Source organism: Megamonas sp., from assembly GCF_986095205.1.
Genome location: NZ_CFQVBI010000057.1, coordinates 1 through 24,880 on the forward strand (window position 1 = coordinate 1; position 24,880 = coordinate 24,880).

Here is a 24,880-nt window from a genome sequence, read left to right on the forward strand (position 1 = left end):
CTTTAAATTCATTTGAGTATTTAGTCATAAAAAAACTGCACCTCCAAAAGTTGTTTTGTGTCCAACTTTTGGGGTGCAGTTCATTTCAGCTTTAATGCTTTTTTATTTTATCTATTTATTTGACAAATATCTTTGACGATTTCTCCTGCAATCATTAAGCCTGCGATTGGTGGCACGAAAGAAATGCTTCCTAAAGGTTGTTTACGAGTAGAAGCAGGATTATTATCCTTAGAGGTATTTTCTTTAAAATTTACAGTGTAATTAGTAAAGGGTTCCTCTGTAGAATAAAGGACTTTTAATTTTTTTATACCTTGTTGTTTTAATGTTTTGCGCATAATGCGAGCAAGAGGACAAGTATGTGTTTTATAGATATCTGTAATTACGAATTTTTGTGGGTCTAATTTATTGGCAGTGCCCATAGAACTCATAATTGGCAGATTGTGCTTATTGGCATTTACAATTAAATTAATTTTAGCTTTTACATCATCTACAGCATCAACAATGTAGGTATAATTGTCATCCCAATTGAAAAAATTGCTTTCAGGTGTATATAATTTTTCTATAGTTGTAACTTTTGCCTGTGGATTGATAGCAAGTATACGCTCTTTCATCATTAATGTTTTTTTCTGACCAATAGTTGTTTCAAGAGCATGTATTTGACGATTGATATTAGTTAGTGATATATCATCGCTATCAATTAAAATGAAGTCACCAATACCACAGCGAGCTAATCCTTCTGCCACATAAGAGCCTACGCCACCGATACCAAAGATGGCAATTTTACTTTGGGCTAATTTAGACATATTTTCTTCGCCTAATAATAATTCTGTACGGCTAAAACGGTTTAACATAGATTTCTCCTCATTAATAGATAAAATGCACTAAACAGATTAATTTTAATTTGATTAGTCTATTTAGTGCATTTAGTTTTGATAAAGTAAATTTTATTTTATATCGTTTTTAAAGTTGAAAAATGGAAATGCTGAAAAGCTACTTTTTTTATTGTCTTTTTCTTTATTCATGAAATCTGGTAATTTTAAGCTATCATCTGTTTTTGGCTTAACAGTATTATCAGTTGTAGCTTTAGTTGCAGTATCTTTATTTTCTGTAGAAGCTTTTTCTTCATTTGGTGAAGCATTATCAGAAAAATCAGTAGCAATGATAGTAGCACGAACTTTGTCGCCTAAATTATCATTGATTACTGTTCCTAAAATAATATTTACATCTGGATGAGTATGTTCATTGATGAATTTACTAGCTTCATTTACTTCATACAAGGATAAAGAAGAATTACCGCTGATATTTAAAATAATACCACGAGCACCAGATAAACTTCTTTCTACTAAAGGACTACTAATAGCTTCTTTTACAGCATCTACAGCACTTTCACTGCTTTCACCAATACCTAAGAGTGCATCAGGATGATCACTTTGCTGGAAGATAGATTTTACATCGGCAAAGTCAACATTGATAACGCCTACTGTTAAAATCAATTCAGTTACACAGCGTATACCTTGGCGGAGTACCATATCAGCCATGCGGAAAGCATTTAAAAGTGTTAATTTAGTGCTTGTTTTGATTTTTAATAAATTATCATTGTGAACAGTGATTAATGCGTCCATATAAGGCATTAATTCTTTGATAGAAGCTTCAGCTAATTTTTGTTTACGTGCTCCTTCAAAAGTAAAAGGTACAGTTACTACGCCGACTGATAAGATATTCATATCGTGGGCAATTTTAGCGATTACAGGTAATGCACCAGTACCAGTACCAGCACCAAGTCCTGCTGTTAAAAAGACCATATCAGCACCTTTTAATGCTTGTTTAATTACTTCAGCATCATTTTCGGCTGCTTCATGACCTAAGTTAGCATTACCACCACAACCAAGACCTTTAGTTAAAGTTGTACCTATTTGGATTTTTGTAATATTGTCGCTTGTTAAAGATTTTAATTGTTTGTGGTCGGTATTAACTGCAATTAAATCTAAATCTAAATCAGTGTTTTCGGCAATACGTTTTACTACGTTATTACCACCACCACCAACACCAATTATTTTTATATTAACAATTGCATTTTTTATTCCATTGGTTATTTCACTCAATAAGGGCACCTTCTTAATAGAATTTATATTATTAATAGCTTACCATAATATTTAGGCTTTGAATAGTTTAGAAGTTTTAAATATAATTACTCCTAAAATACCAGATAATACGGAAGCACATAAAATACTGATTTTGGCACTAGCAAGGTAAGAGGCATTGTCAAATGCCAAAGATGCGATAAATAAGGACATAGTGAAGCCTATACCGCCTAAAGAACCAGCACCAATTAATTGAGTAGTTTTAGCGCCTTCTGGCATTTTAGCAAAGCCTAATTTAAATAAAATGAAAGCTGCACCGCAAATACCTAGAGGCTTACCAATACAAAGACCTAAGATGATACCGATACCAATAGGAGAAAGAATATCAGAAATACCGCCTTCAACAGTAACACCAGCATTTGCTAGAGCAAAAATAGGCATGATAGCATAAGCTGACCATGGTTCAAGTTTATGTTCTAGTTTGTGGAGTAAAGAATTTTCACGGTTTTTATTATCAGCAGGAATTAACATACCTAAACATACGCCAGCGATTGTAGGGTGAATACCTGCATTTAAGAAGGCAACCCAAGCGATTAAACCTACTAATAAATAAGGAAGGAAATTTTTGCAATTTAAGCGATTGAGAATAAAAGCACCTAAAAGTGCAACTAAACCAATACCTAAAGCAGCAAAAGATATATTAGAATTATAGAAAATAGCAATAACAATAATAGCACCTAAGTCGTCAACAATAGCTAAAGCTGTGAGGAAAATGGCAATACTGCGAGGTGCACCACTAGCAGCGATTGCTAAGATACCTAAGGAAAAGGCAATATCTGTAGCCATAGGAATTCCCCAACCAGAAACAGTATCTTGTCCCATATTTACAAGATAATATAAAATCGCTGGAACAATCATACCACCAATAGCTGCACTTATAGGTAAGATGGTGGCAGATAGAGATTTTAATTCGCCAAAGAGAAATTCACGTTTGATTTCAAGACCGATAACAAAGAAGAAAATTGCCATGAGTCCATCATTAATCCAATAAAGTATAGTTAAATCTAAATGCCATTTGGCTGGACCTAATGGGATTTGTGTATTTAAAACTTCATTGTAGAAAGTGGATAAACTCGTATTAGCTAGCACTAATGCTAATATAGCAAAAAGTAAAAGTATTATACCACTAGAAGCTTCATGACGAAAGAAAGTCATAAAAGGGGAAGTAAGTAATTCAACATTGCTTTTTACTACATTATTAATTTTTTTTCTCAATAAAATAACCTCTTTTCTTTTTAATATTAATATTATTAATTTATTTACTAAAAATTTGCCTATATAGATTATACATTTTTTTATATAAGTAAGGCAAATATATTTTGAGATAATAATAATTAATCTTTGTATTTTATGTATCTTTGTTGTAAAATAACTATACTGGGATTTTAATGAGCAAGTAAGTTTTGGAGTTGATAAATTTTATGGATAACCTTTTAAGAATAGTATTACCGATGTTAGAAGGGTCACAGGTAACACTACAGATTTTCTTTATTACTTTGGTATTATCGGTGCCGTTAGGTATGCTATTTTCTTTAGCTAGATTATCATCAATAAAACCAATAAGATATTTGACAGAGGTATATATTTGGTTAATGCGTGGTACACCACTTATGTTACAATTATTGTTTGTTTACTTTGCATTGCCAATGATTGGAATTCGTTTACCTGATATAGCAGCTGCACTATTAGCATTTTCTTTGAACTATGCAGCGTATTTTGCTGAAATTTTTAGAGCGGGAATTCAATCTGTCGATAAGGGTCAATATGAAGCTGCTAAAGCTTTAGGTATGAATTATCCACAAATGATGAGACACGTTATTTTGCCACAGGTAATACGCATAGTATTGCCACCTGTAAGTAATGAAACTATAAATTTAGTGAAAGATACTTCACTTATTTATATCTTGGCTATGAATGATTTACTAAGAGTAGCTCGTTCTATAGTACAAAGAGAATTTGATATGACACCGTTTTTAGTAGCAGCTATTTTTTATTTATTTATGACATTTATATTAACATGGGGCTTCAAAAAATTAGAAGCGAAATATAATATTAGTACGAGGTAAAATACGTAATGAGAAAAAGTTTATATATTTTTTCCTTAGTATGTCTTTTTACTTTGCTTTGTATGCAAAGTATGGTTTTTGCAGCTAGCGAAACGGCTACAATAAAGAATTTAAGAATTAGTAATAATAGCGATAAAGTTCGTATTGTAGTTGACGCTGATAAAGAAGTAGATTATCAATCATTTGCATTATCTTCACCTGATAGAGTAGTTATAGATTTAAATGATGCTGCTTTGGCTAAGAATATAGAAAAAGAAGTAGATATCAATAGTAAATATGCTAGCAAAGTAAGAGTTGCACAATTTAAAGATAATGTAGTAAGAGTTGTTGTAGAAACTGATGTAAAAAAATCTGGTTATGATATTTTTGGTATTGTAGGCGGAGAAACACCTTATAGAGTAGCAATGGATTTTGGTAACATTAGTTATGCTGCAATAGGCTCTACTACAGGAAGCTCTACAAGTAGCAGTAGTAATGATACTAGCTATAGAGTTAATGAAGATTTTGATATTGATAAAAATGCAAAATCCGTGTTAAAAGGTAAGAGAATTACAATTGACCCAGGTCATGGTGGCAGTGATTCTGGAGCAATTGGACCAACTGGAGTACGTGAAAAAGACCCAACTTTACGTATTGGCTTAAATCTAGCAGAAATGTTAAAACAATCCGGAGCAAAAGTATATATAACAAGAAAAACAGATACAGATGTTGCTCCACAGCCTGCAACTGATGTGGAAGAATTACAAGCGCGTGTAGATGTAGGAAATAAAACAAATTCAGATATATTTGTAAGTATACATTTAGATTCCTTCACATCGCCATCAGCTCAAGGTACTACAGGTTATTATTATGTAAATGGTAGTAGCAATAGTGAACGACTTGCTAGATATATAAAAGAGGGCGTTATTGAGCAAATAGGAACATATGATAGAGGTACAAAAACAAGTAATTTCTATGTGGTTAAACATACCCAGATGCCAGCTACATTATTAGAAGTTGCCTTTGTTTCTAACCCAAAAGAAGAAGCCATTTTAAAATCAGATGATGGTGTAAAAAAATCAGCTAAAGGTATTTTTAATGGTATTGTAAGATATTTTAGCGAATTATAAGAAGCAAGCCTTTTCTTAGATACATTGAGAAAAGGCTTGTTTTATTTTAGAAAATATAAAATAAATTTCAAGAATAGAGTAGAAAAATCATATCCTATAACAAAAATGAAATAAAACATTCTTATTGTAAAAATATTATAAAATATTTTGAATTTAACTTGACAAATTTACAATAAAAGGTTATTGTATAAGTCATAGAGATAAATATATTATTTTGTTGTATACAAAAAGTGAATTTATTCACAAATATTATTTTTTATTTCGTTTTATTTGGGGTATATTTTAGGGGTATTGTGAAGAATTTCACAAATAATGATTAGAATTTTGGGGGAGATTTAATAATGCCTAGAAAAAATCAGGGAACAAGACCACATGTTGTTATTCTTGGAGCAGGTTTTGGTGGAATTAAAGCTGCAAAATTATTAGCAGACAAAGATGTAGATGTTACTATTGTTGATAAACATAACTATCATTTATTCCAACCGCTATTATATCAAGTATCTACATCTATTTTATCTGAAGATGAAATTTCTTATCCAATTCGTGCATTTTTCCAGAAAAATGAAAACATCGATTTCTTTATGGCAGAAGCTACAGGATTTGATCCTGCAAATAAAATTGTAAAAACTAGTCATGGGGATATCAGCTATGATTATTTAATTATTGCTACAGGTGCTACTACAAATTATTTTGGTATGAAATCTGTAGAAGAACATTCTTATCCAATGAAAACTTTACGCGAAAGCACATTACTTCGCAATCATCTTATTCGTACATTTGAACGTGCTTCTCGTGTAGAAAATGATAAAGATTTGAAAAAAGCACTTATGACAATCATGATTGTTGGTGGCGGCCCTACTGGCGTTGAAGAAGCAGGTGCTATTTCTGAACTTGTATATAAATGCATGAAAAAAGATTATCATAATCTTAATATGAATGATGTTGATATTAAATTAATCGAAGCTACTGATAAACTTTTACCAATGATGCCAGAAGCTCTTCGCAATAATACAGTAGATGTATTAAGAGGTAAAAAAGTAGATGTTCGTTTAAATACTCAAGTTAGAGATTATGATGGCGAATATATCACATTAAAATGTGGTGAAAAAGAAGAAAAAATTAGAACTCGTACTGTAATTTGGGCAGCAGGCGTTAAAGCTCAGCCAGTTGTAGCAACTCTTGGTGCTGAAGTTGACCGTGCAGGCCGTGTAATTGTAGAAAAAACAACACAGGTAAAAGGCTTCCCAGATATTTATGCTATTGGTGATAGCGCTCATTTTGAACAAGATGGTCGTCCACTTCCAACAATTGCACCAGCTGCATATGAAGCTGCAGAAACTACAGTAAAAAATATTATGCATGCTATTAAAGGTGAAGAACAAGAAACTTTTGTTTACAAAGATTTAGGTAGCATGGCAACAATCGGTGCAGGTGACGCTGTAATGTTCAAAGGCGTTATGAAATCTAAAGGTTTATTTGCATGGATTGCTTGGATGGCAGTACATGTATTGAGACTTGCTGGTCCATTAACAAACTGCACAGTTATCTTTAAATGGGTTATGAACTACTTCTTCGGTGTTCGTATGGCTCGTATTGTAAGAGATTAATATATATTAAAAAATACTTCTGATTGCTTTTAATCAGAAGTATTTTTTATTTTAACAAAGAGAAAGGAATTTATGCTAAATGCGTAAACAAAAAATTATTGGCATTGTAATAATTATAATTATTGTTTTAGCAATATTAGGGATTAATAATAGAAATATTTTTAATGATAATAAGCAAATCATACAAGATAAGCAACAAATTAAGCAAGAGAATTTAACTATTGATGAAAAAGTAGACAAAATAGTTGCGTCTATGTCCCAAACAGAAAAACTTGGACAAATGATGATGATTGGTATTCAAGGGACAAAAGTTGATGATGATAGTTTATATATGTTAAATCAGTACCATATGGGTGGTGTGATTTTACTTGATAGGAATATGAAAAGTCCTGAGCAAGTAAAACAATTAACATCAGATTTACAAGCTCAATCAAATGAAAAAGTTCCTTTATTCATCGGCATAGATGAAGAAGGTGGAGATGTAGTTCGTATGGCAGAGAAATTGACGCCACCTCCATCACAAAAAGAAATTGGGGCAACAGGTGATATTGAGCAAGCAAAAACATGGGCTATAAAAACTGCTAAATCACTAAAAGAAATGGGGATTAATGTTAATTTTGCGCCAGTTGCTGATGTAGGTTCTAATGATAAACGTTCATATAGTACAGATGCAAATACAGTAATAGACTTTGTAAGAGCAGCGACTAAGGGCTATCAACAAGAAAATATTATATATAGTTTGAAACATTTTCCAGGCATAGGAAAGGGAAAAGTGGACTCTCATATAGATAGTTCTAGTATTGATGTTGTCAAAGAAGTTTTAATGACAGAAGATATTCTTCCATTTAAAACTATTATTGATGAAAATGAACCGAATGATTATTTTATCTTAGTATCACATTTAAAATATCCTGCTCTTGATGAAGAATATCCAGCTAGTTTATCTTCAAAAATCATGACTGATTTATTGCGCAATAAACTTGGATATAAAGGTATAATTATTACTGACGATATGGAAATGGGTGCAGTAGCAAATCATAATGATTTTAGGTCAATTGGTGTAAATGCTGTAAAAGCTGGTGCGGATATCGTGCTTGTTTGCCATGAATATGAACATCAACAAGAGGTATATCTTGGTCTATTAGATGCTGTTAATAGTGGTGAAATTAGTCAAGAGCGCATAGATGAATCTGTAAAAAGAATTATCAAAGTGAAATTATTACATTTATATCAATGATATAACTTAGTATAAAATAAATAATAAAAAAGGATAAATAGAAGATTTTTCTATTTATCCTTTTATTTATATAGAGTTATTTTTAGTTAGTAAATTTTACAATAAAAGTAATTTTACCTTTATTATAACTGACTTTTATGGTGCCTTTTAATAATTTTACAAGTTCTTCTGCAATGGAAAGTCCGATACCATAACCTGCTTTTTCACTGCTATGAGAAGTATCTTCACGATAAAATCTTTCAAAAAAACGGGAGTAATCAATATTTTTGCCATCGATATAATCATTGGTTACAGATAAAGTTACTGTTTTTTTAGATTGAGATAATTTTACTTCGACAAGACCTTTATCATCGCAGTATTTTACTGCATTATCGATAAGAATATTTACTAATTCATATAGATATTTATATTCAGATAAAATAGAGACATCAGGTTTAACTTGATATTTTAAAGATTTTTCTTGGTCTGTAGCCATTTGTTGAAAAGATTTAGCCACTTCAATGGTTATTTCAGAAAAATTAGTAGAAGTAAAACAAAGATTTTCTGTAGAGTATTCGCTCATTTTGGATAAGGTAATTAATTCATTAATCAATTTAGATAAGCGTTGTATCTGTTTTAAAATATTTTCTGTCCATTGGTTTTTGCCGTTAATTAACTCAATGGCTTCTGTGTTGGCTGAAATTATCGCTATAGGCGTTTTCAATTCATGACCAGCATTAGTGATAAATCTTTTTTGATTTTCCATATTGCGAATGAATGGTTTTATCGCTAGTTTACTCAAAATTGCTAAGATGATGATATAGAGAATAATACACACTAGACCTAATTCAATAGAATCTTGGATAAAGTCTTGGATTATAGCCATATCACGAGTACAGTCCATAATGACAATTAAGGTATCATTATTTGGTAATTTTGTAATTTGATAAGCATAGCTAGCACGGTCTTTTTTGAAAATACCATTACTTTTATCTTTTTGTACAGCCATCTGTGCATATTGAATGGCTTCTGTTTCTGTAAAAGCAGCGATATTTTTTATATTTATTTCTTTTATATAATTTTGGTCATCTACAAGAACGCTAAAATAGCGGAGCTGGTAGGGAAAATCAGGTGTATCTCCTGTCCAATCCGTTTCACTAAACCATGTAGTATTTGGTGGTAATTTATGTTCAGAAATTCTTCCATTATTTTGGGAAATATAGATAAGAAATGAATCAATCTGAGCATTTATTCTGATATAAGCTACACTTGTGACAAGACTTAAGGCACCAATAACAATAATTGTTACTGTAGCAGTAGAGATTAAGATGAATTTTCGGCGAAGTTTTTTTATTACATTCATGATAGATACACTCTTTAATTATTTATTTTTGGGTAAGTAAAAAATCTTGTCCTTTTTGCCCGAGAATTTGAATGTCAGCATTGATGGCTTCCAATTTTTCGCGTAAATAAGAGATATATATCCATACTATATTTTCATCAGCATCTATTTCATCAGCCCATATTGCAGAAAATATATGATTAGTGGATAATGATTTATCCATATTAGTCATGAAAAGCTTCATTAATTTAGTTTCTTTGTGATTTAAACTTATGGAGTTTTTGCAAGACAAATTTTGTTCTTCGATATTTAAATGAACAGAGCCAGCAGATAGAGTCAGTGGTGAAAATTGTGTATTTCTGCGAGTTAAAGAACGTATACGAGCTAATAATTCGCCAACAGAAAAAGGCTTCATTAGATAATCATCAGCGCCAGCATCAAGTCCTGTAATGCGGTCATCTATTTCTGATTTAGCTGTTAGCATAATCACGGGTGAAAGATTTCCTTTTTGGCGAATTATTTTTAATGCTTCAATTCCACTCATTTTAGGCATCATAATATCGAAGATTAGGCAATCATATACATTTTCTAAGGCTTTTTCCATAGCGGCTTGACCATCATAAACGCTATCTACATCATAGCCTGAATGTTGTAAAATTGCAGTCAAAGCACTAGACATATCTTTTTCGTCTTCAGCTAATAGTATTTTCATAAAGATACTCCTTATTTTTTATAATGTAGTTAATTTTCAGCGTTGATTAAATTTCTAATAGTTTGCATAGAAACATCACAAGCTGCTAATTCATCAGCGCAACGTTTTAATTCTTTTACGATTAACTCTGGATTTTTGATGTCATGTTTATATTTCATTTGATGTTCTAGACTAGCCCAGCTATCCATAGCAATGGTGCGAACCTGAATTTCAGCAAAAAATTTACCAGGATTATTGCCTAGAATATCTTCATAGGGAGCAGTGATTTCAACTATTAAATGATAACTTCTATAACCATTTGGTTTTACATTTTTTATATAATCTTTTTCTTTGATTATTTTTAAATTAGGAAGAGATTTTAAATAATCAATGTTTTTGTAGATATCATCAATAAAGCGACAGATGATACGAATACCGATGGCATCTTGAATATCATGTAGAGCAGAATAAGTTGTCTGCGGTAGATTTTTGCGAGTGCATTTTTCAAGCATGCTATCTTTATCTTTTACACGATAAATCAAGTGTTCATAGGCCTTTTCGCCACTTTTTTGCACTTCCATATCATTATAAGTTTTTATCTGTGAAATTATATTATCTAAAATTATATTGAGAGTTGGTTCATATTTTCCGTAAATATTAAAGTGGGTCATGACTATCACCTGCTTTGGATTTATCAATTTGATTATTTAGAGAAAATGCTCCCTAAATAGAAAGCAAAATATTTGCTTTGCTATAAGGGAGCATTTCTAAATAAATATTTTGTTCCGTTGTAAATTAACTATTGAAACTTATTTTAAAGCTTCAGCTAATTTAGCATTTGTTTCACGTGCGGAGCCAACACTTGCGTCGAACATAGCTTGTTCTTTTTCGTTGAGGTCAAGAACAGTAATTTCTTTGATACCGCCTTTACCAAGAACAGCAGGAACACCAGCGCAAACGTCATGTTCGCCATATTCGCCATCGAGGTAGCAAATGCTGGAGATTGTAAGACCGCTGTCTTTAGCGATTGCTTCTGCCATAGTAGCAGCAGTTGTACCAGGAGCGTACCAAGCGGAAGTACCAAGTAAGCTTGTTAAAGTACCGCCACCTACTTGAGTAGCATGTTCGATTTCAGCAAGTTTTTCTTCAGAAAGGAGTTCAGTAACAGGTCTGCCTTTATAAGATGCAAAACGAGTAAGAGGAACCATAAGGTCACCATGAGCACCGATTACCATAGCGTTGATATCACGAACTGGGCAACCAATAGCTTGAGCTAAATAGTATTCAAAACGGCTACCATCTAAGAGACCGCTCATACCGATTACACGGTTACGTGGAAGACCACTGTCTTTAAGTGCAAGGTAAGTAAGAGTATCTACAGGGTTGGAAACGATGATGAATACTGCTTCTGGAGAATGTTTTAAAGCCTGGTCCATAACACCTTTAACGATTTTGGAGTTAACACCGATAAGGTCTGTACGGCTCATACCAGGTTTACGAGGAATACCGGAAGTAATAACTACAACGTCGGAGTTTTCTGTTGCTTTGTAAGCTTCGTCAGCTTTAGCAGCATCATCCATAGGTGCAGTTACACCGATGATTTTAGTGTCGATGTGCATCATCTGTGCAGTCTGCATCATATCCATAGCTTTACCTTCGGATACGCCAGGTTTAACATCGAGAAGTACAACTTCTGTTGCAAAATTTTTGAGTGCGAGTACGTTAGCGCAAGTAGCACCTACGTTACCTGCTCCGATAACTGAAATTTTCATAATATGAACATCTCCCTATAATGTGAAAATCTATTCATCTTTAGTTTAACTAGATAAAGTTAAAATGTCAATAAAAATAGGATAAATATTTGCAATTCTATAATAAATTATTACTATTTATACTACTTATTATTTATAGTAATATATAGTTTATTTAGAAGTTATAATTTATTTGAACTTATAAATTAAAGGCTCTAAGTAAAAAACCTAGAGCCTTTACCTTAGAATTTATTAAACTGTATAGTAATTTACAAGTTTAGCATCAAAAATACCATCTAAATTTATAATTTGTTGCATAACTGTATCAGGAATTTCGTTATCAATAGTTAAAACCATCATACTAGTACCAGCAATTTTTGTTTTACCAACTTGCATACCAGAAATATTAATGTTAGCATATCCTAAAAGTGAACCGATAGTACCGATAACACCAGGACGGTTAATATGTGGACAAATGAGGATGCGAGCATGAGGGTCAACGTCAACACGATAAGAATTAATGCTGACAATACGACCTTCTTCACCAAATAATGTACCCTGGATAGTTTCTGTTTTACCAGAAGATGTGATAGAAATTGTGATTAAGTTAGCGAAGTTTTCTACAGCTTTATCTTTTATTTCTGTGATTTTGATATTGCGTTCTTTAGCAAGGCTTGGAGCATTTACGTAGTTTACATTGCTTTCTAAGATAGGATTTAACATACCTTTGATAGCGGCAATAGTAATCATTTTTGTATCAACATCAGCAATTTCACCATTATATTTAATAGTTACTTCGCTGATAGGACCATCAGCTAAAGAGCAAGCTGTACAACCAAGACGTTCTGCTAAATCTAGATAAGGTTTGATGAATTTCATAGTTTGAGGAGAAACTGGAGCCATATTAACAGCTGTAGATACAGGTTCACCATTTAATGCAGCTACAATTCCTTGTGCTACATCTACAGAAACACCTACCTGAGCTTCTACTGTGGAAGCACCTAAATGAGGTGTTAAAGTTACGCCAGGAAGACCAATTAATGGATGATTTGGATCGATAGGTTCACTTTCAAATACGTCGATTGCAGCACCTGCAACATGACCAGATTTAACAGCATCAGCTAAATCTTGTTCGTTGATGATACCACCACGAGCGCAGTTTATTAAGCGAACGCCATTTTTCATTTTAGCGATATTATCTTTGTTGAGCATGCCTTTTGTTTTTGGAGTGAGTGGCATATGTACTGTGATAAAATCGGATTGTTTAATTAATTCATCAAGAGAAACAACTTTAATGCCTAAAGAATGAGCACGTTCTTCATTGACATATGGATCATAGCCAATAACATTCATATCGAAAGCCAATGCGCGAGTAGCTACACCACTACCAATACGACCAAGACCGATTACGCCAAGTGTTTTACCGCGAAGTTCTACACCTGTATATTTTTTACGGTTCCATTCGCCGTGTTGCATTGTTTCATTAGCGACAGCAATATTTCTTGCCATAGCCATCATCATGCCCATTGTGTGTTCTGTGGCAGCAATTGTGTTTCCACCAGGAGAATTTATTACCATAATACCATGTGCAGTAGCGGCGTTAATGTCAATATTATCAGTACCAACACCTGCACGACCAACGATTTTTAATTTTTTAGCACGTTCGATGACTTCTTTTGTTACTTTAGAAGCACTACGTACGATTAGACCATCAAAATCAGGAATAATTTCTAAAAGTTCTTCAGCTGGTAATTTGTCTTTGATTACTGTTTCAAAGCCAGCTTTTTGCAAAATTTCGATGCCCTTAGGGGAAACACCATCTGCTACTAATATTTTCATATATTTCTCTCTCCTTGATAAAAGTAGAACTAAAAAATACAATTGTGTAATAATATTGTATATCTAAATATTCTATTGTGTTCAATTGAAATCGTCAAGTATAATTTTTTTAATATAAATTTAATACTATATAATTATATTTTGTTATACAATAAATATGTAAATATATATAATGATAATAAATATATATTAATTTTTTAAAGAAAGGATAATAGAACGTATGTCCCTAAAAAAAATGAAAGATATATGTATGGTCTTATCTATATGTATGAACATTGGTATGCCAGCTTGTTTGGCAGCTGATTTATCTATTGATGAAGCTGTAGATATGGCATTAGCTAAAAATAATGATGTAAAGATTGCTAATGAAGAAAAAATGGCAGCACAAGCAAATTATGAAGCTACAAAAGGAGCAAATGGTGTAAGTATTTCTTTAGGAAGTAGTCTATCAGCTAGAGATAGTGCAGATACAACTTTTGAGCGAGGTAATAGTAATAGTATTTCAGCAACATTGCCTCTTTACACAGGAAATAAAAATGAGCTAAATATTGATAGTAAAAAATTGGAATTATTAAAGTCTGAATTGAATTTAGAACGCACAGAAGAAACTATTAAATATAATACAATAAAAGCTTATTTTGATATATTAGAAGCAAAGCAAAATGTAAATATTGAACAAGAGTCTGTAAATAATTATGAAAGTCATTTGACAGATGTAAGAAATCTCTATGCTGCAGGCAGTATACCAAAATCAGATGTACTTCGTTCAGAAGTTGCCTTATCAAATGCGCAACAATCCTTGATTATAGCACAAAATGATTATGAAATAAATTTAAGTACATTCCGTAATATCATAAAAATTGATCGAAATGAACCTATTAATTTAACTGATGATTTTGTATATCAAATAGTTAGAATGTCCTTACCTGAATGTTTAGATTATGCTATGGCTTATCGCAAAGATAGAATAGCAAGTCAGATAGATGTAGAAATTGCTAAAAATAATATTGATGTGGCTAAAGCTGGATATTTGCCAACAGTGAATTTATCTGTAAGCACAAGTTGGGATAAACAGGCATTACCTAGTGGCAATGACCATGATTATCAAGCTGGTGTATCTGCCAATTGGAATATTTTCGATAATAATGTAACAAAATCAAATGTAAAATCAGCAGAAGCTAGTTATAATAAAGCAGAATATGAATTATCAGATACAGAAGATACTATTGATTTAGAAGTAAGACAAGCTTATTTAAATATGAGAGAAGCTGAAAGACGTTTTAATTCTACAGCAATGGCAGTAAAACAAGCGGAAGAAGATTATTTCATCGCTACTGAAAAATATAAAGTTGGTGCAGGTATAATCTTAGATGTAATTGATGCAGAATTAGCACTCTCACAAGCTAGATTAAACTATGCAAGTGCTCAATATGATTATGCTAGATATAAAGCTAATCTAGAATATGTTATTGGAACACCAAAGGGAGAAACAATAGATGGATAAAGTGAAGTTAAAAAAATGGGCAAAAATAATATTGGTATTGGTAGTTGTAATAATAGCTATTATTACTGGTTATAAATATTATGCACAAAAACAAGAAGAAGCGAAAAAACCAGTAGTAAATACAGCTCAAGTTCAATATATGAGCATGAAATCAATTGTTTCAGCTACAGGAACAATAAAGCCAGTAGAGTCAGTAGAAGTAAGCTCTAAAATTACAGCTCGTGTAAAACAAGTATTAGTAAAAGAAAATGATACTGTAACTCAAGGTCAAACTGTAGCTTTATTAGACGGAAAAGATTATGAAACTCAAAAAGAACAAGCAGAATTTACTTTGAAAAATGCTAAGATAATTTATGACAGAACTAATTATTTATATAATATAGGAGCAAAATCTAAAGAGGATTTAGATAATGCTCAATACAATTACGATACAGCACAGAGTAAATTGGAAGAAGCAGAGTCAAATCTATCCGAAACAGTAATAGTATCACCTATGGATGGGGTAGTAATTGGTGAACCTGTTACAGATGGTACTATGGCGGTACAGGGAAATAGCAATCCTACTGTAATTATGCGTATTGCTGATTTATCAAGAAAGCAGATTTTTGCTAAAGTAGATGAAACAGATATCGGCAGTGTAAGAGTAGGGCAAAAAGCTACTTTTACAGTAGATGCTTATAATGGTAAGACTTTTACAGCTACTGTATCTAAAATTTCACAAACAGATATGGATAATAGCTGGAATATAAGCAATTCATCAAGCAGTAGTTCATCTTCATCAGCAGCAGTAATTTATTATAGTGTAACTTTAGATGTAGATGATCCAGAAGGTTTATTGATGCCTTCAATGACTGCTCGTGTAGAAATTGAAACTGCAAATAAAGATAGTGCTTTAGCTGTACCACTTTCAGCTTTAAAAACTGATAAAAATGGAACATATGTAATTGTTATCAAAGATGATGGCACAACAGAAAATCGCTATGTAGAAACAGGTATATATGGTGATGAATTTGTAGAAATTATAAATGGTTTATCTGAAAATGAAAAAGTAGATGTTACCATGGTTAAAAAAGCAACTACTACAACTTCTACTAGACCAGGACCACCAATTCACTAAGAAAGGAAAATAGTGATATGAATGAAACAAGAGAAATTACTATTGAACTTTCAGGCATAAAAAAGCTTTATCAAGTGGGAACACAAGAAGTAGCAGCTTTAAATGGTATAGATTTAAAAATCTATAAAGGTGAATTTGCAGCACTTATGGGGCCATCAGGTTCAGGAAAATCTACTTTAATGAATATATTAGGTTGTTTAGATAGACCGACTTGTGGCTCTTATAAATTAGATAGTAGAGAAATTGCTCATTTAAGTGATGATGAGCTTGCTAAGACTCGCAATAAAAAAATAGGTTTCGTCTTCCAGAATTTTAATTTATTATCAAAGATAACTGCGTTAGATAATGTAGCATTGCCTTTAGTTTATGCTGGAGTAGGCATGAAGGAAAGATTAGAAAGAGCTCATCATTATTTAAAAGCTGTTGGCTTAGATGATAGGGCATACCATAAACCAAATGAATTATCAGGTGGGCAAAGACAGCGTGTAGCAATTGCTAGAGCTTTAGTAAATGACCCAAGTATTATCATGGCAGACGAACCTACTGGTAACTTAGATACAAAATCAACAAAGGAAATCATGGAGATTTTTATTAAATTACATGAAGAAGGAAAAACCATGATTTTAGTAACACATGAACCAGATATTGCGGCATGTGCTTCACGTCAATTATTAGTAGTTGATGGAAAAATAACAAAAGATGCAGGCAAGGGGGTAGTAATGGATGTTATTTAAAGAAACTGTGCAAATGGCTATATTGGCTTTATGGGCAAATAAAATGCGTTCATTACTGACTATGCTTGGAATTATAATTGGTGTAGGTGCCGTTATAGCAATGGTTTCTATTGGTATGGGGGTACGAAAACAGGTAGAAGATTCAATTGCTAGCTTGGGTAGCAATATGTTGATTATCAATGCTAGTGCGACAAAAAATGCGGCTGGTGTTCGTCAAGCAGCTGGTTCAAATGTGCGTTTGAAATTAGAAGATGCCGAAGCTATAAAAAAGAAAATAAAAGATGTAGAATATGTTTCACCACAGGTACAAAGAAATTATCAAATCGTAAATGGTAATCAAAACTGGAATACACAAGTGGTGGGTGTAATACCAGATTATATGTATATTCGTTCCTTGAGTATAGCAAATGGTACTTTTATTACAGAAAAAGATGTAGAAACAAGAGCTCGTGTAGCTGTTATTGGAACGACTGTAGCAAGTAATTTATTTGGTGAAGAAAATCCAGTGGGTAAAAATATTCGTATAAATAATGACCCATTTAAAGTAGTAGGGATTTTAGAAAGTAAAGGTCAATCTAGTGTAGGTCAAGACCAAGATGATACAGTAATTGTACCATTGACAACAGCGATGACGCGTATAATGGCTATAGATTATGTACAGCAAATAAGTGTACAAGTAGTATCAGCAGATAAAATGGATTCTGTACAAGCTGAAATTGAAAATTTAATGCGACAACGCCATAAAATTACAGGAGATAAAGAAGATGATTTCACTGTAAGAAATTTGACTAGTATTATGGAAACTATGACTAGTACAAGTACAATGCTTACACTTTTATTAGGTAGTGTAGCTGGCATATCATTATTAGTTGGTGGCATTGGCATTATGAATATTATGATGGTATCTGTAACAGAACGAACGAGAGAAATTGGTATTCGTAAGGCTTTAGGTGCGACATATAATAATATTATGTTCCAATTTTTGATTGAAGCTGTATTTGTAGGGATTATAGGTGGTTTAATTGGTGTAGGTGTTGGCGTTGGTTTAGCTACAGCGATAGCTCAATTTGGCGGATTTACAACAGTTATCACTATAGAGCCAATTATTATATCTTTTATGTTCTCTGTAGGCATAAGCTTATTCTTTGGTATTTATCCAGCGAGAAAAGCTGCCAAATTAGACCCTATTGAAGCACTTCGTTATGAATAAGTTCATAGATAATTTAAATAAAGGCGAATAGCAATATATTCGTCTTTATTTTTGTAAAAAATTTTTTTATGAAAGGTATTTTTTAGTATTGTAGCGAATTATATAATATATGATATATATTATAGTGATAAATAAAGGGAGGCTATCTAAATGAAAAGATTATTAGTAGTTTTTGTAGTTTTATTAACATTTCAAGCGGTAGCTTTAGCTTCTCCTAAAAATATAGATTTGCGAGAATATCAGCAAGCTACTGGTACAATTAATGTATTAGCAGCACCTTTTGAAAATGACAATTTTTATCTAGCTACATTTAATTTTGATGAACAAAATAAAGGTGATAAAGTTAATTTTTATCAAGGAACTTGTATTGTAGATAAGGAAAATCAAAAAGTATTACAGCCTTTATTAGTAAAAAGAATTATTGGTAGCGAAGATAAAGTGTCAGAAGTTGTGCTAAATAAGCGACAAGAAATGCCATATTTGCAGGATTTTAGAACAGTGCAAACAAATTCTAAACAACCCAAAGTTTATACAGGTGGAGATGCTACAAATATTGTATTATTAGGAAGATATAAAATAGTCACTTCAATGGGAACTTTTGATGATTGCATAGGTATTAAAATTTATAATGAAGAAACTGGCGAAGGCATGATACAATATTTAGCTAAAGGTTATGGCGTTGTTTATTTAGAAGGTGTACATTCTGATGGTAGTAAAGTAGAAATCGCTTATTTAAGTGAAATTAGACCATTAGATGAAGCTCAAATCGAAGAATTCAAAACAAAATATTTTGTTTGATAAAAAGACAAGAAACTGGTGTAATTACTTAATTTACACCAGTTTTTTTATATAAAGATATAATCTCTATCTGGATATTATGAAAAAGATTTTACATATATTTTACATTCATTTTACTTTTTTCTACTAGAAAGCATTATTCACTTATTTATATAATTAAATAGCAATCGAGCGAATTTTATTTTGAAAATATGTGTTAGAAAATTATTTTGGAGGAATATTTAATGAGTGAGGGTTTGAAAATTGCTTTTGAATTATTAGGCGGTTTGGCATTATTTATCTACAGTATGAACATGATGAGTCAAGGTTTACAGAATATGGCTGGAGAAAAAATGCGTTATGTACTTAGCGTATTAACTAAAAATCCAGTTGTAGGTGTATTAGCTGGTGCATTAGTTACATGTGTATTACAAAGTTCTAGTGCTACAACAGTAATGGCTATCGGTTTTGTTAGTGCTGGATTAATGAAATTACCACAAGCAATTTCCATTATTTTTGGTGCAAATATCGGAACAACAATGACTGCGCAATTAATTGCTTTTAAACTTAGCGATTATATTTGGCCAATCGTATTTATCGGTTTTATGGTTTATTTCTTTGCTAAGAGTGATAAATTAAAAAATATTGGTCAGACAGTATTTTTCTTTGGTTTATTATTCGCAGGTATCGAAATCATGGGCTCTACTATGAAGCCACTTGTAAATGCACCAATCTTTACAGAACTTATCGCTAGTGTACATGATAATCCAATTTTAGGTTTATTATTAGGTACAGTTATGACAGTAATTGTACAAAGTTCTAGTGCAACGATTGCAGTATTACAGAACTTCGCATCTCAAGCAGGTGTAGATGGTAACAGTATCATCGGTCTTCAAGGTGCATTACCTATTTTATTAGGTGACAATATTGGTACAACAATTACAGCTTTATTAGCTTCTATTGGTCAATCTAAAAACGCAAAACGTACAGCTGTAGCACATAGCGTATTTAATATTACAGGAAGTATTTTATTCTTATGTATATTACCATTGTTTGCTCAGTTTGTAATGTATATTTCTCCTGTTGGACCAGAAACAGCAGTTATTTCTCGTCAAATTGCAAATGCACATACTTCATTTAATTTAATAAATACTTTATTATGGTTACCACTTATTCCAATAATGGTAAAAATAGTTTGCTTTATTGTTCCAGATAGAAAACCAGCTTTATCTACAGAACAAGTTAAGTCTGAAGCTGTTTAATATAATAAATGATAATATAGAAATAAAAAGCGAAGAAATTTTTCTTCGCTTTTTTTATTTTTTATTTTGGATAAAAAATAAAACTGTGCTTTAATTTTTATTTTAAAGCACAGTCTTTTTTAGATTTTAAAGTTTTTCAATGATATTATTATAAATATTATCTAAATCTTCTTGTGTTGGTTGATTAGCAATACGAATCATATCATGGAAGATATTGAGTCCTGCTTCTTCAAGTTCTTTTTGTACGAGAGCAATGCTTTGTCCACCCCAGCCATAAGAACCAAAAGCTAAAGCTTGACGGTCGTTTTTCTTAGGTACTAGACCTTTGAGATAGCATAAGAAGGCAGCTACATTTGGCATCATACCATTATTTAAAGTAGGAGAGCCAACAGCGATATATTTACTATCAAGAACTTCAGTCATGATATCAGAATAATGATTAGTTTTTAAATCGAAGAATTTTGCACAAATTCCTTTTGCTTGGAATGCTTCTGTGATTGTTTTAGCCATAATTTCTGTAGAATTCCACATGCTGTCAAATACTACAACAGCTTTATGTTCATCAGCTTCAAAATTACTCCATTTTGCGTATAAATCTAAAATATCTTTAATATGTTTACGCCAGCTTATGCCATGACCTGTTAAAATCATATCAATATCAAGTGTGGAAACTGTTTTAAGCGCAGTTTGAGCTTGACGACCATAGAGCATTAAAATATTAGCATAGTATTTTTTCGCTTCATGCATTAAAACAGCATAATCAACTTCATCATCAAAACGTTCATTAGTAGCGAGATGTTGACCAAAACCATCATTAGAGAAAAGAATTTTTTCTTCTGGGCAATAAGTAACCATGCTATCTGGCCAATGAAGCATAGGTACAGGAACGAATTTTAAAGTGCGTTTACCAATATTTATGCTATCACCAGCTTTTACGCCTTGGTAAGTATGTTCACCGCAGAATTTAGCAATATTTTTTAAACCATTTGGTTGGCTGACAAAAATAGTAGCATTAGGGCATTTTTGAGCGATTGCGTCTAAAGAACCAGAATGGTCAGCTTCTAAATGATTGCAAACAATATAATCAATTTTTGCTGGGTCAATGATAGAAGAAATACGACTTAAGATTTCATCACTAAAAGTTTTTTTAGTAGCATCAATTAAAGTGATTTTTTCATCAAGTATTAAATAGGCGTTATAAGTGCTACCGCGTCCAGTTTCATAACCATGAAAATTGCGAACGGACCAATCAATGGCACCTACCCAATAAATATCATCACGTATTTTAGTAGCTTTCAAGATATCTTCCTCCTGTAAAAATAGTTCTATAGAAATTAAAAATTAGCTGTTTTATTTACAGTAATTATTATACAATTTCAAAACTATAATTACAACATATAGGTAGGGTTATTTAGCAATAAATTGAGAAATGTTATCATTGATTTCTTGAGCATAGATTTTTTTAGCGATAACATCACCATGTAATCCGTCCATAGCATATTCTGTTGGCAATATTGGTGGACTATTCAAAGCTTTTGCTGTATCAATATGTGGCTGTGTGCGAATGAAATCGTTGACTAAATTTAAATTATATTGCCATACTTCAGAGGTTTCTTCATTGAATACCTTTTTTATATTATAAGGATTTATAGGCGCTAAAGTTAGTAGTATAGGTGTGATATTATTTTCATAACATTTTTCTTGGATTGTTTTTAAATCATTGATTACATTTTCGGCAGGCATACCAGCACGAAGACTGTTAGTTCCTCCCATGATTAATAAATATTGTGGGTGGAAAGGCAGTACATCATCATCAAAACGTTGTACCATAGTTTCACTAGTATCTCCGCTACAAGATAAATTAATAGTAGGAAAGTCTAAATAATAAGCATAACTATATGCCCAATCTGCTGGGCCAAAAGATAAATGCCCACCTCCATGACTGATACTATCGCCAAAAATTGCGATTTTCCAATTGTCTTGAGGTTCATTTTTGAAAATTTGAGCATCAGAATATACGCCAACAGGATTTCCTTCATCATCTAAACCGCGTACACGCCAATAAAAAGTGCCAATACGAGGTTTTTCATCATAAAGCTCACCACCTGTGATTATTTTGGCATAAATACGATATTTAGAAGGTGTTGTGCCATTAGGATTTTCTGGAATGTTATCTGTAACTTCTATTTCAAATTGAGTGGCATTTGCATTAGGAATAAACGAATAAACAGGATAGAGAAGTGTAGTGCCGTTTTTTTCATTATAAATAACATGTGGTATAGGTGTATTCATTTGAGGTGCTTGATTAGTGGCATATAGTTCTTCTAAAGCTGAAAATTTAGTGATAGGATTATGGTCTATATCCATAGAACGAATACGCCAATAAAGAGGAGTCTTTCCGTTCAGTGCATTTGGGGCAATTTGAGTTAAATCAAGTTGTTTAGCGTTTGTGTAAACAGAGGCTGTATAATATAAATGTTCAGAAGATAATTCTTCATCACTTAAATCATCAGGAATGGTATCAAATAATTCTAATTCATAATAAACAGCATTTAAATCTTCTCTCCATTCTAAGAGAGGCATATTATTGCTAGGGTCTTGTAGAGGAAAGTGAGATAAAGCTACTAAGGCTGGTGCTAATGGAGTTTTTTCTGAAGTTGATATTTGGGCTGTATTTTTTGTTTCTGCATCAATAGTATCATTATTTTGTAGGGATAAATGCCAACTTAAAGTTATTAAAATTAAAATGATAAATAAAAATTTTTTGTTCATAAATAAAAATCCTTCATATATAAATAATAAATAGTTAAAAAGATTATATACCTAGGATTTGACTCTAAGTCAAGAAAAAAATAAAATTTTAAATGTTTTTTAAGAAAGACTAGATTTTTTAGAGCTTTATGTGGTACAATATATATCGCGTCTAGCTATTGAATACATAGTATTTAATCTAGCCATCTTGCAAATTGTTTTATAACATGATAAACTATTTTGGTACAATTATAATGATGAAAGGGTGAATTTCTTGCCAAACATTAAATCTTCTATTCTCAGCGTAAAAACAGATGCTATGCGTCGTGCAAAAAATGTTTCTGCTAAATCTGCTATAAAAACTGCTTCTCGTAAAGTTCTTGATGCTGTTGCTGCTGGCAATGCTGAAGAAGCAAAAGCATTACTTGTAATCGCATGCAAAAAAATAGACCAGGCTGCTGCTAACAGATTATTCCATAAAAATTGCGCAGCTCGCCGTAAATCTCGTTTAGCTCGCCGAGTAAACAGCTTAAGCAAATAATTGCTAATCAAAGTAAGGACTGATTTCCAAAAGAAAGCAGTCCTTTTTCGTTTTTATAGATAAATTAATTTATTTTGAGGAGAAAGTTTTATTAAAGATGAATATAGAATATTTTTTAATAAAAAAATGCCATTAAAATAATGGCATAATCTTGTAGATTAAGAGTAAAATAAATTATTTTTATTAGATTTTAAAGACAAAATTTTATAAGAAGATTTTCGATTAAAGCAGGTTCATTAGAGCCTGTTTTTAATTTATAATCAGCATCAGCTATATCTATGATCATTTGTTGAATTTTATATAAACTGAAATTTTGAGCTTGTTTGATGATTTTTTCAGTGATAAATGGATGTAATTTTAAAATAGAAGCTATTTGTTTTGTAGATTGACCTTCACTGAGATAAATTTTTACATGCCAAAGCTGGTCTATTTGACGAGCTAAGAATTTTAATAAACGCAGTGGATGTATACCTGCTTGTTGTTGAATGGTAAATAATTCTAAGGCTGTGGCAATATCTTTATTGCCTAAAGCTTCCCAAAGGCGAAATGTGGAAATCTCAGGGATACTAGAAAAATTATTTTCAAGAAATTGGCGATTAATAAGTGTTTTTTGTGGATAGAGTGTGAGTTTTTGTAATTCTTGGTCTAAAAAGCCAAGGGAGATTTTTTCCATGGATTTTATAGCTTCTAAAAAATAAGCATAAGCTTCTCGATCAAAGCGGAGATTTAACTCACGAAGGCGAGAGTTGAGCCAGTCATTGATATTCCAATATGCTATAGCTTCACATTCTACTATAGTGCCAAATTTTTCAATAGTTTTAATGAGTTTTCTGCGTTTATCAATTTTCCCTAAGTTATATTGTAAAATCAATATACTATAATTAGGCATATTGGCGATATAATCTAAAAATAATTGTTCATCTTCTTTATCTTTAGCAGATAACTTGTCTTGAAATATCTTCAAATCTTTGGCGATGATGATATTATGTTCACTGAAAAAAGGAGAACTATCTAATGCTTGTAAAATAGCTTTTGTATCAGCTGTGCTATCAAAATATTGAACAGCTTCTTTGTCGTTTTGTGGATTTAATAAAGTTAGTAATTTTTTGAGATAATTTTCAGCTAAATATAATTCTTCACCAGTGATTAAATAGACTGATTTTAATTGTTTAGCTTGTAATTGTTTTATTGCATCATTATATTTCATGGGAAATCCTTTGCT

The 24,880-nt window shown here is 31.9% G+C and carries 22 protein-coding genes; 11 read left to right on the forward strand and 11 right to left on the reverse strand.

All coding sequences use genetic code 11. The features are described 5' to 3' along the window. Positions 1-107: 107 nt before the first annotated feature. From AC5LAX_RS08335 to nhaA, 3 genes are all read right to left on the reverse strand, one after another. On the reverse strand, positions 108-851 hold the full coding sequence (locus AC5LAX_RS08335; protein WP_117584977.1) for a tRNA threonylcarbamoyladenosine dehydratase: 744 nt from the start codon (positions 849-851) through the stop codon (positions 108-110). A gap of 93 nt (positions 852-944) precedes the next feature. Further along, on the reverse strand, positions 945-2,102 hold the full coding sequence (gene ftsZ / locus AC5LAX_RS08340; protein WP_117584978.1) for a cell division protein FtsZ: 1,158 nt from the start codon (positions 2,100-2,102) through the stop codon (positions 945-947). A 51-nt stretch (positions 2,103-2,153) separates the two neighbouring features. Beyond that, positions 2,154-3,356: a Na+/H+ antiporter NhaA gene (nhaA, locus tag AC5LAX_RS08345; RefSeq protein WP_117584979.1), complete on the reverse strand. Its 1,203-nt coding sequence runs from the start codon at positions 3,354-3,356 to the stop codon at positions 2,154-2,156. A 206-nt stretch (positions 3,357-3,562) separates the two neighbouring features. Here nhaA and AC5LAX_RS08350 point away from each other — a divergent pair, with 206 nt between their 5' ends. The 4 genes from AC5LAX_RS08350 to AC5LAX_RS08365 all read left to right on the forward strand — a co-directional run bounded on the left by AC5LAX_RS08350 (position 3,563) and on the right by AC5LAX_RS08365 (position 8,160). Further along, positions 3,563-4,207: an amino acid ABC transporter permease gene (locus AC5LAX_RS08350; protein WP_008538772.1), complete on the forward strand. Its 645-nt coding sequence runs from the start codon at positions 3,563-3,565 to the stop codon at positions 4,205-4,207. 62 nt (positions 4,208-4,269) lie between these two features. Beyond that, complete coding sequence (locus AC5LAX_RS08355; RefSeq protein WP_287792923.1) at positions 4,270-5,316, forward strand: N-acetylmuramoyl-L-alanine amidase; 1,047 nt, start codon at positions 4,270-4,272, stop codon at positions 5,314-5,316. Between the two features lie 341 nt (positions 5,317-5,657). Then, the gene (locus tag AC5LAX_RS08360) at positions 5,658-6,923 is read left to right on the forward strand and encodes an NAD(P)/FAD-dependent oxidoreductase (RefSeq protein ID WP_008538769.1); all 1,266 of its coding nucleotides are present in this window, start codon (positions 5,658-5,660) and stop codon (positions 6,921-6,923) included. Between the two features lie 79 nt (positions 6,924-7,002). Continuing rightward, positions 7,003-8,160, forward strand: coding sequence for a glycoside hydrolase family 3 protein (locus tag AC5LAX_RS08365; protein WP_288909178.1), 1,158 nt, complete (start codon positions 7,003-7,005; stop codon positions 8,158-8,160). Between the two features lie 82 nt (positions 8,161-8,242). Here AC5LAX_RS08365 and AC5LAX_RS08370 read toward each other — a convergent pair whose 3' ends face one another. The 5 genes from AC5LAX_RS08370 to serA all read right to left on the reverse strand — a co-directional run bounded on the left by AC5LAX_RS08370 (position 8,243) and on the right by serA (position 13,762). Further along, positions 8,243-9,502 (reverse strand): sensor histidine kinase, encoded by a 1,260-nt coding sequence (locus AC5LAX_RS08370; protein ID WP_008538766.1) that lies wholly within the window; start codon positions 9,500-9,502, stop codon positions 8,243-8,245. 22 nt (positions 9,503-9,524) lie between these two features. Next, positions 9,525-10,193, reverse strand: coding sequence for a response regulator transcription factor (locus AC5LAX_RS08375; protein ID WP_115151022.1), 669 nt, complete (start codon positions 10,191-10,193; stop codon positions 9,525-9,527). A gap of 29 nt (positions 10,194-10,222) precedes the next feature. Continuing rightward, entirely contained in the window at positions 10,223-10,843 is a 621-nt protein-coding gene (locus AC5LAX_RS08380) for a GTP pyrophosphokinase (RefSeq protein WP_018999567.1), read from the reverse strand. Positions 10,844-10,981: 138 nt separating this feature from the next. After that, a complete protein-coding gene (locus AC5LAX_RS08385; protein WP_018999568.1) occupies positions 10,982-11,944 on the reverse strand; it encodes a malate dehydrogenase in 963 nt (320 codons plus the stop codon). A 231-nt stretch (positions 11,945-12,175) separates the two neighbouring features. Continuing rightward, a complete protein-coding gene (gene serA / locus AC5LAX_RS08390; protein WP_018999569.1) occupies positions 12,176-13,762 on the reverse strand; it encodes a phosphoglycerate dehydrogenase in 1,587 nt (528 codons plus the stop codon). Between the two features lie 220 nt (positions 13,763-13,982). Here serA and AC5LAX_RS08395 point away from each other — a divergent pair, with 220 nt between their 5' ends. The 6 genes from AC5LAX_RS08395 to AC5LAX_RS08420 all read left to right on the forward strand — a co-directional run bounded on the left by AC5LAX_RS08395 (position 13,983) and on the right by AC5LAX_RS08420 (position 20,366). Continuing rightward, complete coding sequence (locus AC5LAX_RS08395) at positions 13,983-15,266, forward strand: TolC family protein (RefSeq protein ID WP_026296963.1); 1,284 nt, start codon at positions 13,983-13,985, stop codon at positions 15,264-15,266. Then, positions 15,259-16,383 carry an efflux RND transporter periplasmic adaptor subunit gene (locus AC5LAX_RS08400; protein ID WP_288909179.1) on the forward strand — a complete coding sequence of 375 codons (1,125 nt, stop codon included), beginning with the start codon at positions 15,259-15,261 and terminating at the stop codon, positions 16,381-16,383. The genes AC5LAX_RS08395 and AC5LAX_RS08400 overlap by 8 nt, the downstream gene beginning before the upstream one ends. 17 nt (positions 16,384-16,400) lie before the next feature. Continuing rightward, on the forward strand, positions 16,401-17,117 hold the full coding sequence (locus AC5LAX_RS08405) for an ABC transporter ATP-binding protein (RefSeq protein WP_288909180.1): 717 nt from the start codon (positions 16,401-16,403) through the stop codon (positions 17,115-17,117). Next, positions 17,107-18,327, forward strand: coding sequence for an ABC transporter permease (locus tag AC5LAX_RS08410; protein WP_288909181.1), 1,221 nt, complete (start codon positions 17,107-17,109; stop codon positions 18,325-18,327). Before AC5LAX_RS08405 ends, AC5LAX_RS08410 begins: the two co-directional genes overlap by 11 nt. Positions 18,328-18,477: 150 nt before the next feature. Then, positions 18,478-19,125: a hypothetical protein gene (locus AC5LAX_RS08415; RefSeq protein ID WP_288909182.1), complete on the forward strand. Its 648-nt coding sequence runs from the start codon at positions 18,478-18,480 to the stop codon at positions 19,123-19,125. 224 nt (positions 19,126-19,349) lie between these two features. Continuing rightward, positions 19,350-20,366 (forward strand): Na/Pi cotransporter family protein, encoded by a 1,017-nt coding sequence (locus AC5LAX_RS08420; RefSeq protein ID WP_278850129.1) that lies wholly within the window; start codon positions 19,350-19,352, stop codon positions 20,364-20,366. A 126-nt stretch (positions 20,367-20,492) separates the two neighbouring features. On the opposite strand, the gene AC5LAX_RS08425 is transcribed toward AC5LAX_RS08420, so the two are convergent. Both AC5LAX_RS08425 and AC5LAX_RS08430 read right to left on the reverse strand, forming a co-directional pair. After that, positions 20,493-21,665 carry an FprA family A-type flavoprotein gene (locus tag AC5LAX_RS08425; protein WP_288909184.1) on the reverse strand — a complete coding sequence of 391 codons (1,173 nt, stop codon included), beginning with the start codon at positions 21,663-21,665 and terminating at the stop codon, positions 20,493-20,495. Positions 21,666-21,773: 108 nt separating this feature from the next. Then, the gene (locus AC5LAX_RS08430; protein WP_288909186.1) at positions 21,774-23,138 is read right to left on the reverse strand and encodes a GDSL-type esterase/lipase family protein; all 1,365 of its coding nucleotides are present in this window, start codon (positions 23,136-23,138) and stop codon (positions 21,774-21,776) included. Positions 23,139-23,391: 253 nt separating this feature from the next. Between AC5LAX_RS08430 and rpsT the strand changes: the two genes are divergently transcribed. After that, positions 23,392-23,658 carry a 30S ribosomal protein S20 gene (gene rpsT / locus AC5LAX_RS08435; protein ID WP_018999578.1) on the forward strand — a complete coding sequence of 89 codons (267 nt, stop codon included), beginning with the start codon at positions 23,392-23,394 and terminating at the stop codon, positions 23,656-23,658. Between the two features lie 190 nt (positions 23,659-23,848). On the opposite strand, the gene holA is transcribed toward rpsT, so the two are convergent. Then, positions 23,849-24,865 (reverse strand): DNA polymerase III subunit delta, encoded by a 1,017-nt coding sequence (gene holA / locus AC5LAX_RS08440; protein WP_288909187.1) that lies wholly within the window; start codon positions 24,863-24,865, stop codon positions 23,849-23,851. Between the last annotated feature and the right edge of the window lie 15 nt (positions 24,866-24,880).